This is a genomic window from Nocardia takedensis NBRC 100417 (assembly GCF_000308695.1).
GTDB lineage: Bacteria > Actinomycetota > Actinomycetes > Mycobacteriales > Mycobacteriaceae > Nocardia > Nocardia takedensis.
Window position 1 is genome coordinate 301,779 of the sequence record NZ_BAGG01000061.1, and the last position, 9,779, is coordinate 311,557.

A 9,779-nucleotide genomic window follows, 5' to 3' on the forward strand; every position below is an offset into this window, starting at 1 on the left:
GGGCGCGCGTGTCACGATGACGGGGTGAGCAGCGACCCGCCCCCGTGGACACCCGACACAGCGGAGTTGTCGCTCAGCCCGGACGGCACCCCGGAGAACCCCCTGCTGATCCTGTCCCTCGACGAGTGGGAAACCGCTTCCCCCGACCGGATCGTCCGCACCGCCGCGTCCCTGTCCGCGTCGTTGCGCCTCACGATCGGGGTGCTGCACCGCCCACCCACCCCCGCCCTGGCGCCGCTTCTCCGCGCGCTGACGCTGACACTCGTCGCGTCGCAGGCAACGCCCTCGACCACCGTGTCGCCCTCTCGGGGTTTGATGCCGAGATCGCAACTGGACGTCTCGGCGGGTGCGCCGCCCTCGGCCGATTCGGTGACCGCCACCATCCCGGGCTCGCCGTCACCGTCACCCCGGCGGCGGCCGACGACACCGAATTCGCAGCGCTCCCCGGGGGCGGCGGTCGAAGTGGACGCCCTCGCGGACCAAGCGTCAGCGGACCTCGACCTGTTCACCGTCGAATGCCCCGACGTGGACGAGGCACTGACCCGGCTCCACGCGGCCGTCGATCGCAGCCCCCGTGCGAGCATCGCCCTGGGGCGACTTCTGCGCCAGACACCCGACCTGGACACCGTTTCCGGCTTGGCCGCCGAGGCGGCGACCTATTCGATGTTGTTGAGCGGCACCGAGTTCGCGCGATGGCTGAGCGAACGGGGGAGCCCACGTGCCGAGGCGGCGTCCGACCGGCCGTTGGTTCGGGTCGATCGAGACGGCGACCGCCTCGCGATCCTGCTCGATCACCCGGAACGTCGCAACGCCTTGAGTTTCCGCCTGCGCGAGGAACTACTCGAGGCCGTCGGGCTGGTCGAATACGACCCGGGGATCGCGAGAGTGGAATTGCGCGGCGCGGGCCCGGCGTTCTGTAGTGGCGGCGACCTGGACGAGTTCGGCACCGCCACCGACCTCACCGCCGCCTACCTGGTCCGCCTCGAGCGCGCCCCGTGGCGGGTCATCGACGCCGTCCGCGACCGCGTCACCGCCCATGTCCACGGCGCGTGCATCGGGGCGGGTATGGAGATGGCGGCGTTCGCGGGGCAGGTGATCGCCGCCCCCGACACCGTCTTCCGGCTGCCGGAGATCGATATGGGCTTGGTCCCCGGCGCGGGCGGCACCGTCAGTGTCCCGCGCCGCGTCGGCCGCTGGCGCGCGGCCTGGCTGATGCTGACCGGCCTACCCCTCGACGCCCGAACAGCCTTGCGCTGGGGCTTGGTCGACGCTCTCGACCATCGACCGGACACCGCGTCTATGCGGTAGCGCGGTCGACGGGCGGGGGTGGGCTACCGGTGCACGCGGACGGGGACGGTGGCCCATCCGGCGACGCTCGTCTCGCGCGAGCGCGTCAATCCGGCGCGGTCGACCTCGAATTCGGGCATGAAGTCGAGCAGGGCGTTCAACGCGATCCGGCCTTCCAGGCGGGCGAGCGCGGCTCCGAGGCAGCTGTGGATTCCGTAGCCGAGGCCGAGGTTGTGGCCGGCGAAGGGGCGGGTGATGTCGAAGCGGTCGGCGTCGGTGAAGGCCCGTTCGTCGCGGTTGGCGGCGGCGAGCAGCATCAGGACGGCGTTGCCGCGCGGGATGATCCGGTCGTGGATCTCGACGTCGCGCAGGGTGTAACGCAGGTCGTATTGGACGGGGCCTTCGTAGCGCAGGAGCTCTTCGAAGGCGCCGGGGATCTTGGTGCGGTCGGCGGCGAGGGCCCGCCATTGGTCCTGGTGTTCGGCGAAGATGACCGCGGCGCTCGCGATCACTTTCGCGACGGTCTCCGCGCCCGCGCCCGCGAGCAGGGAAGCGAATCCGAGGATTTCGCGATCGGTGAGCGTGGTGGTCGTGCCGTCCTCGCGTTCGACGTCGACCTGGGTCAGTCGCGAGATCATGTCGTCCTGCGGGTGGGCCCGGCGTTGCAGGATGAGCTGGTGATAGAACCGGGTGGCGGCGGCGATCGCCTCGCGCGCTCGTTCCGTGGGGACGCCGGCGCCGTCGGCGCGTTCCATCGGAGCGGCGTGCCAGCGGCGCAGTTGTTGGCGGTGTTCGGCGGGGACGCCGAGCATCGTGGTGATGACCTCGATCGGGAACAGCGTCGAGAAATCGGCGAACATGTCGAATTCGCGGCGGTCGACGCGCTCGAGGTGGGTGTGCACGATCGTGCGAACCATCGATTCGAGTCCGGCGATGGCTCGCGGTGTGAACACCTTGCTCACCAGCTTGCGCATTCTGGTGTGTTCGGGCGGGTCCATCATGATGATCATCGGGATGGCGTCCTCGCGCGGCGCGGGGTCGAGCACCATTTCCAGGGTGATGCCGCGGGCCGAGGAATAGGTCCGGTAGTCCTTCATCGCGGGCAGTACGTCGTGGTAGCGCGACAGCGCCCAGAATCCGAGCCTCGGATTGTGGTGGACGGGTTGTTCGTCGCGCAGTCGCCGGTAGATCGGATAGGGGTCGGCGAAGAAACTGTCGGAGTGCGGATCGAATTCGAGGGCGGCGTCGGCGGTGGTGGTCATCGGGATCTCTTCCCTGCTGGCGGCGATGTCGGCGTTACAAAAATTACAGATGATGTAAAGGTTGTAAGGTGAGCTCGGCGAACGGCGACTCCCCGACGCGCGCGCGGATCATGGACGCGACCCACGAGGTGCTCGCCCGCCGGGGTCGCAGCAAACTCAGCCTCTCGGAGGTGGCCGCCGCGGCGAAAGTGTCACGGCCCACGCTGTATCGGTTCTTCGCCTCCAAGGAAGAGTTGCTGGCCGCGTTCGCCGGCTACGAGCAGGCGAAGATCGAAGCCGACCTGCGGGCCGCGACAGAGGGGTTGACGGGTGACGCGCGACTGGACGCGGTGCTGGTGTTCATCGTCGGGTTCCAGTCGCAGGGGTCGTATTCGTTGAGTCGACTGGTCGGGATCGAACCCGACTACGTCCTGGCCGAGATCGCGCGCATCCTGCCGGTCATGCGCCGGTTCATCGCCGGACTCATCGACGGCGACGACGCGGAACCGGTGGCCGCGGCCCTCGTGCGCCTCGCGGTCGCGCACTACCTGATCGAAGGTGACGACAAGGCGAGTTTCCTGGCGCAGTTGCGGCACATCGCCCGCCGCTGACTCAGGCCAGGGGAGTGTCGTCCAGCGCCGCGGTGAGGTCGGCGGGGGTGTCGAACAGCGCTGTCGCGCCCGCGTCGCGCAATTCGTCGTCGCCGAAGCCGCCGGAGCGCACGGCGATCGACGGCATGCCCGCGCGTTTCGCGGCCTCGATATCCCAGACCGAGTCGCCGACCAGCACGCTCGCGGCGTCGGCGGGTGCGCCGAGTTTGCGCAGCGCCACGTTCAGCAGGTCGGGCGCGGGCTTGGATTTCTCGACGTCGTCGCTGCTGGTCCAGGCGTCGGCGAGGTCGCGGGCGTCGAGTTTGTCGAGGAATGCCGCGACGTGGCGCTGCTGGGCGGAGCTGGCCAGCACGAGTCGGTGCCCGCGCTCCTTGACGGCGACGAGCAGATCGCGCGCTCCCGGCAGCGGGGCGATCTCGTCGAGCAGTGCGTCGACCTGTTCGCCCTGCCGTTCCCGAGCCTGGTCGCCGACGCGGCGCTCGAGTTCTTCGCCGCCGATCGCGGTGATCAACTGGTCTCCGCCCATGCCGATCAGTCGGTGCAGTCGCCACACCGGATAGGTGTGTCCGAGCGAACGCAGCGCCCGGTACCAGGCCAGGGCGTGCTGATAGTTGGAGTCGACGAGTGTCCCGTCGATGTCGAGGACTGCGATGGCGGAGTGGGTCACGGCGTGCGGCTACCCGCCCGGAGCTCGGGTAATCGCCCGCCGACACGCGATCCGTACCGGGGTCGGGGCGCGCCGATCCCGGTACGTTCCGACCGAGCCCCTGAGGTTCGGATCTCGTGCATCGAAGTTGCATCATTTGCCGGTAGGGTGGGTAAGGCGAAGACGCGACCAGCTGGGTGTGGTGCTAGCAGAGAGGAGACGCCGATGAGTATCGCCTCCGCCGGACCGGTCAGCCATTCGGCGGCGACCGGGATCGAGGACCGCGCGGATCGCGATCCGGGTTCCGCGGCATGGCCCGTGGACGTGCGCGAGCGAATCCTCGCGGAGGTCGGCGACTTCCTCGCGCAGGTTCCGGTCGCACGGTGGTGCCCGCCCGACGTGCCCGACGTGCTGCGGCAGTACGCCACGGGCGGCAAATGTCTGCGGTCGACGTTCATGTATCTGGGGTGGCTGTGCGGGGCCGACGCCGACGCCGCCGCGCTGCGCGCCTCGGCGAGCCTGGAACTGCTGCACGCGTTCGCGCTGCTCCAGGACGACGTGATGGACGAGGCGGTGTTGCGACGCGGCGAACCGGCCGCGCACCTGCGGTTGTCCGGCGGGTCGCCGCCCGGCGGCCCGGTGGTCGCTCGACGATTCGGCGAGTCGGCGGCGACCCTGCTCGGCGACCTGTGCCTGGTGTGGGGTGAGCAGATGCTGCGCGACAGCGGTGTCGACGCGGAGGCGCTGAGCCGGGTCTGGCGGGACTACGACGCCATGCGCGTCGAACTGGCGCTCGGTCAGTACGCGGACCTCGGCAACGACATCCGCACCCGGCCCTCGCTCGAGGACGTCCTGACGATCGCGCGCGCGAAATCCGGCAACTACACCGTCGCGCGGCCCCTCGAGTTGGGCGCGGCGATGGCCGGATGCGCCGAACCCACCTCGACCATGTTGGCCCGCTACGGCCTGCGGATCGGCGAGGCGTTCCAACTGCGCGACGATCTGCTCGGCGTCTTCGGCTCGGCGGCGGTCACCGGTAAACCGGAGGACAGCGACCTCGGTCAGCACAAGGCCACCACGGTCCTGGTCGTGGCGCTGGAGTGCGCCGACCCGGGCACGGGCCGCGAACTGTGGGAACTGGTGAGCCGACCCGTCCTCGACGCCGCGGCGATCGCGCGGTGCCGACAGTTGATCGCGAAGTCCGGCGCGCCCGAACGCGTCGAAGCCATGATCGCCGACCGCGTCGAACGGGCGCGCGAAGACCTGCACCAGTGGCCGCTGCCGCGCGGCCGCCACGACGCCCTGGACCGGATGGCGCGGTTGTGCACCGCGCGTCAGCTGTGAGGAGACCTGGAATGCGCACTGTCGAGGGACCCACCGACCACGTCGTGGTGGTGGGGGCCGGACTGTCCGGACTGTCGGCCGCCCTGCACCTGGCAGGCCGCGGCCGCGCGGTGACGGTGGTCGAGCGGGATCCGACGCCGGGCGGCCGGATGGGCCGCCTCGATGTCGGCGGCTACCGCATCGACACCGGCCCGACCGTGCTGACGATGCCGCACCTGCTCGACGACCTCTTCGCGGCCGTCGGCGAACGCACCGGCGACCGTCTCGACCTGCTGCCCGTGACCCCCGCCTATCGCGCCCGCTACGCCGACGGCCGCACCCTGGACGTGCACGGCGACGAACAGCGCATGGCGGCGGCCGTCGCCGATTTCGCGGGCGCGGAGCAGGCCGAGGGCTACCGGCGGTTGCGCGACTGGCTGACCAGGCTCTACGAGGTGGAGTTCGACAACTTCATCGCGACCAACTTCGATTCGCCGCTGTCGATGCTGACCCCGTCGCTGGCCCGACTGGTCGCGCTGGGCGGCTTCGGCGGCTGGGACCGGCGGGTCGCGTCCTTCCTCTCCGATCCCGATCTGCGCCGGATCTTCACCTTCCAGTCGCTCTACGCCGGGGTCGCGCCGCAACGAGCCCGCGCGGTCTACGCCGTGATCGCCTACATGGACACCATGGCGGGCGTGTACTTCCCCCGGGGCGGCATGCGCGCGGTCCCCGACGCGCTGGCCGCCGCGGCCGCGCAGGCGGGGGTGGAGTTCCGCTACGGAAGCACGGTCACCGACCTCGAGCGCGACGGGTCGCGGGTGCGGGCGGTGCGCACGGACCGGGGCGAGCGCATCGCCTGCGACGCGGTGGTCGTGACCACGGAACGACACCGCGCCTACGACCTGCTCGGACATCGTTCCCGACGTCCGGCGCCCGTCGAACCCGCGCCGTCGGCGGTGATCCTGCACGTCGCCTGTGACCGGATCCCGGACGATCTCGCGCACCATTCGCTGTTGTTCGGCGCGGCGTGGGAGTCGGCGTTCCGCGACATCATCCGCGACGGCCGGGTCATGGCCGATCCGTCCCTGCTGGTCACCCGCCCCACCGCGACCGATCCGTCGCTGGCTCCGGAAGGCCGGGACCTGCTCTACATCCTCGCCCCGGCCCCGAACCTGGCCCGCGGGGACATCGACTGGCCGAATTTCGCCGACGAGTACGCTGGACGCATCCTCGCCACCACTCGGGAACGACTCGGCTCCGGCGTCCTGCGCGACACCGAAGTGCTGCGTGTGGTCACCCCCGCCGACTGGGCGGCGCAGGACATGCTGGCCGGAAGTCCGTTCGCCCTGGCCCACACCTTCGGCCAGACCGGTCCGTTCCGGCCCGCGAACATGCTGCGCGGTATCGACAACGCCGTCCTCGCGGGCGGGTCTACCGTGCCCGGCGTCGGCATCCCGCCGGTGCTGATCTCCGGTCGCCTGGCCGCCGACCGCGTCACCGGGCCGGTGCCGAGCACCGCGCCGTCCCCCTCCTACAGCCGAACGGAATCGCGATGACGCGCGGCGAACTCGGCGCGGCCGGGATCACCGACCCGGCGCTGCGCCGCTCCTACCAGCGGTGCCGGGAACTCAACGCCCGCCACGGCAAGACCTTCTTCCTGGCGACCCGCCTGCTCGCTCCCGATCAGCGCCCCGCCGTGCACGCCCTCTACGGTTTCGCGCGCCGCGCCGACGACATCCTCGACGAATTCGACCCGGATCTGACCACCGCCGACCGGGCCGCGCGCCTGGACGCGCTGGCCGCGCAGTTCGCCGACGGCGACACCGGTGGCGACCCGGTCCTGGCCGCCGTGCTGCACACCGCCGCCGCCTACGGCATCGACGGCGCGCTGTTCGACGCCTTCCTGGCGTCCATGCGCATGGATCTGTCGGTCACCGACTATCCCGATCGCGCCGCGCTGGACCGCTACGTCTACGGGTCCGCCGAGGTCATCGGCTTGCAGATGCTGCCGATCCTGGGCACCGCCGCGCCCGCCGCCGAAACCGCACCGTATGCGGCGGCCCTCGGCAAGGCGTTCCAGCTCACCAACTTCCTGCGCGACGTGGACGAGGATCTCGCGCGCGACCGCGTCTACCTGCCCGCCGACGAACTAGCCGCCCACGGCGTCGACCGCGACCTGCTCACCTGGTGCCGCGCGCACCGTAGGACCGAGCCGAGGGTGCGCGAGGCGTTCGCCGCCCAGCACGAGATCACCAGGAAGACCTACGTGTTCGCCCGCGACGGGATCGAGCGACTCGCGCCGCGGTCGCGTCCGTGCGTGTCGACCGCGCTGGTGCTGTATTCGGAGATCCTCCAGCGCATCGAGGACCGCGACTTCGAGGTGTTCGGTCATCGCGCCACGGTCGGCAACCCCCGGCGCCTCCGGGTCGGCGTCGAGGGGTTGGTGCGAGCATGGTGGGTGCGTCGAGGCTCGGACGCCGCGAACACCTCTGTGCGATCGAAGGTTCGGAGGTGAGGGCGGCGAACGGTGTCGACGGCGGTGACGCGCGCAGGGTCCGCTATCCGGGTGTGCCCGGACGGCGCGATGTCGGAGTCGACGGGGTGCGCCCGCGCGCGGTGGTGATCGGCGCGGGGATCGCGGGTCTGGCGGCGGCCACCGGCCTGGCCGAACGCGGTTTCCACGTCGACGTGCTCGAACGCGAGACCTATCTCGGCGGTCGCGTGGGCGGCTGGACCGAACGTCTGCCCGACGGGACCGAAGTCGGGATGAATCGCGGCTTCCACGCGTTCTTCGCCCAGTACTACAACCTGCGAAAGCTGTTGTCGCGCGGCGATCCCACCTTGGGGAACCTGCGTCGCCTGGACGACTATCCGCTGATCGACGCCGACGGACGCCGCGACACCTTCCGCAATCTGCCGCGCACGCCCCCGTGGAACGCGCTGCTGTTCGCCCTGCGCAGTCCGACCTTCACACTGCGGGACCTGGTCGGCATCGACGGGCGGGCGGCCGCCCCGCTGGCGGCGGTGTCGGTGCCGCGCATCTACGAACAACTCGACCACGTCGACGCCGAGACGTTCCTGCGCGACATCAACTTTCCACCGGCCGCCCGGCACCTCGCGTTCGAGGTCTTCTCGCGCAGTTTCTTCGCCGAACCGCGCAACATGTCCGCCGCCGAACTCGCGACGATGTTCCACATCTATTTCCTCGGGTCCAGCGAGGGCCTGATCTTCGATGTCGCCCGGGACAATTTCGACGTCGCCCTGTGGGAGCCGCTGGCCGCGTACCTGACCGCGCCGGGCGTGCGGGGAAGGCCCGGAAGCGTCGAATTCCACACCGGCGCAACGGTCACGGAGATCGAGGCGCGTGGCCCGGAGGCATTGCGGGTGCGCCTGGCCGACGGCGCGGACTTCGACGCCGAGGCGGTCGTGTCGGCCACCGATGTCACGGGGCTGCGCGAGATCGTCGCCGCCTCACCGACTCTCGGCGACGCGGACTGGCGCGCGCGGGTGGCCGCCTCGGCGGGCGCTCCCGCGTTCGCGGTGCTGCGACTGTGGCTCGATCGCCCGGTCGAGCCCGACCGTCCGCCGTTCCTGGCGACCGGCGGCCTCGACCCCATCGACAACATCAGCGTGCTCGACCGCTACGAACAACGGGCCGCCACCTGGGCGAGCCGCACCGGCGGGAGCGTCGTGGAACTGCACGCCTACGCGGTCACCCGCGAGGCCGAATCCGACCTGCGCGCGCGTCTGCTCAAACGGCTCTACGAGATCTATCCGGAAACCGCCGCGGCCGGCATCGTCGGGGAGACCGTGCTGTGGCGGCAGGACTGCCCGCGCTTCGCCCCCGGCGACTTCGCGCGACGGCCCACCGTGACGACACCGCATCCGCGACTCGTGCTCGCGGGCGACGGCGTCCGCGTGGACCTGCCCGTCGCCCTGATGGAACGCGCGGCCACCACCGGGTGGCTCGCCGCCAACGCCCTGCTCCGGCAGTGGGGCGCGGCCGAGCACTCCTTGCAGACCGTCCCCACCCGGGGGCGTTCGGCGGTGCTGCACGCGCTGGCCTCCCGTCTGGATCGCGCCCGATGAGCGGCACCCGGGGACGGTGGCCCGCCAAACTCGCCCTCCAGCCCCTGCCGTCCGCACCCTGGGCCGAACAGACCGCGACCTACCAGGACGCCGACCCCGCCTTGATCGACGCCGCGTTGCGGTGGTCCCAGCGTCGACCGTCGGGAAACTGGTACGTCCTGGCCGCCTCCACCGAGATCAGGGGTGACCGTGCGTTCGGCGTCACGATCGGCGGCGTGGAACTCGTCGCGTGGCGGGACGCGGCGGGTGCGCTGCGTGTCGGCCCGGGGGCGTGCCCGCACCTCGGCGCGCCCTTGGCCCTGGCCGCCGTGGACGACACCGCCCTGATCTGCCGCTGGCACGGACTGCGCGTGGACGCCGCCGAACCCGCCCGCCGCTGGTGTGCCTACCCCGCGCACGACGACGGCGTACTCGCCTGGGTCCGCCTCGACACCCTCGGCGGCGAAACCCCGACCGACACACCCGTTCTCGGCCCGCGCCCCGCGGATACGGCGATCCACGCGGTGACCACCGTGACCGGGGTCTGCGAACCCCGCGACATCATCGCCAACCGCCTCGACCCCTGGCACGGCGCATGGTTCC

Annotated in this window: 9 protein-coding genes; 7 read left to right on the top strand and 2 right to left on the bottom strand. The window is 71.1% G+C overall.

Annotation, left to right across the window (positions count from 1 at the left end; genetic code table 11):
• Positions 1-24: 24 nt before the first annotated feature.
• Complete coding sequence (locus ON30_RS36095) at positions 25-1,308, top strand: enoyl-CoA hydratase/isomerase family protein (protein WP_051029276.1); 1,284 nt, start codon at positions 25-27, stop codon at positions 1,306-1,308.
• Positions 1,309-1,331: 23 nt separating this feature from the next.
• Here the strand turns inward: ON30_RS36095 and ON30_RS13400 are convergent, their stop codons facing one another.
• Complete coding sequence (locus tag ON30_RS13400) at positions 1,332-2,549, bottom strand: cytochrome P450 (protein WP_040707038.1); 1,218 nt, start codon at positions 2,547-2,549, stop codon at positions 1,332-1,334.
• Positions 2,550-2,659: 110 nt separating this feature from the next.
• On the opposite strand from ON30_RS13400, the gene ON30_RS13405 reads away from it, so the two are divergent.
• Positions 2,660-3,139, top strand: coding sequence for a TetR/AcrR family transcriptional regulator (locus tag ON30_RS13405; RefSeq protein WP_083911358.1), 480 nt, complete (start codon positions 2,660-2,662; stop codon positions 3,137-3,139).
• A gap of 1 nt (position 3,140) precedes the next feature.
• On the opposite strand, the gene ON30_RS13410 is transcribed toward ON30_RS13405, so the two are convergent.
• Entirely contained in the window at positions 3,141-3,806 is a 666-nt protein-coding gene (locus ON30_RS13410; RefSeq protein ID WP_040707042.1) for an HAD family hydrolase, read from the bottom strand.
• Between the two features lie 204 nt (positions 3,807-4,010).
• Here ON30_RS13410 and ON30_RS13415 point away from each other — a divergent pair, with 204 nt between their 5' ends.
• From ON30_RS13415 to ON30_RS13435, 5 genes are all read left to right on the top strand, one after another.
• Entirely contained in the window at positions 4,011-5,129 is a 1,119-nt protein-coding gene (locus tag ON30_RS13415) for a polyprenyl synthetase family protein (RefSeq protein WP_040707044.1), read from the top strand.
• 11 nt (positions 5,130-5,140) lie between these two features.
• The gene (gene crtI / locus ON30_RS13420; RefSeq protein ID WP_040707046.1) at positions 5,141-6,664 is read left to right on the top strand and encodes a phytoene desaturase family protein; all 1,524 of its coding nucleotides are present in this window, start codon (positions 5,141-5,143) and stop codon (positions 6,662-6,664) included.
• Positions 6,661-7,623, top strand: a complete 963-nt coding sequence (locus ON30_RS13425; RefSeq protein WP_040707048.1) for a phytoene/squalene synthase family protein — start codon at positions 6,661-6,663, stop codon at positions 7,621-7,623. Before crtI ends, ON30_RS13425 begins: the two co-directional genes overlap by 4 nt.
• Positions 7,620-9,197, top strand: a complete 1,578-nt coding sequence (locus tag ON30_RS13430; protein ID WP_040707050.1) for an FAD-dependent oxidoreductase — start codon at positions 7,620-7,622, stop codon at positions 9,195-9,197. The genes ON30_RS13425 and ON30_RS13430 overlap by 4 nt, the downstream gene beginning before the upstream one ends.
• Positions 9,194-9,779: DUF5914 domain-containing protein (locus ON30_RS13435; RefSeq protein ID WP_040707052.1), on the top strand; the 586-nt coding region annotated here is incomplete at its 3' end. The genes ON30_RS13430 and ON30_RS13435, both read left to right, overlap by 4 nt.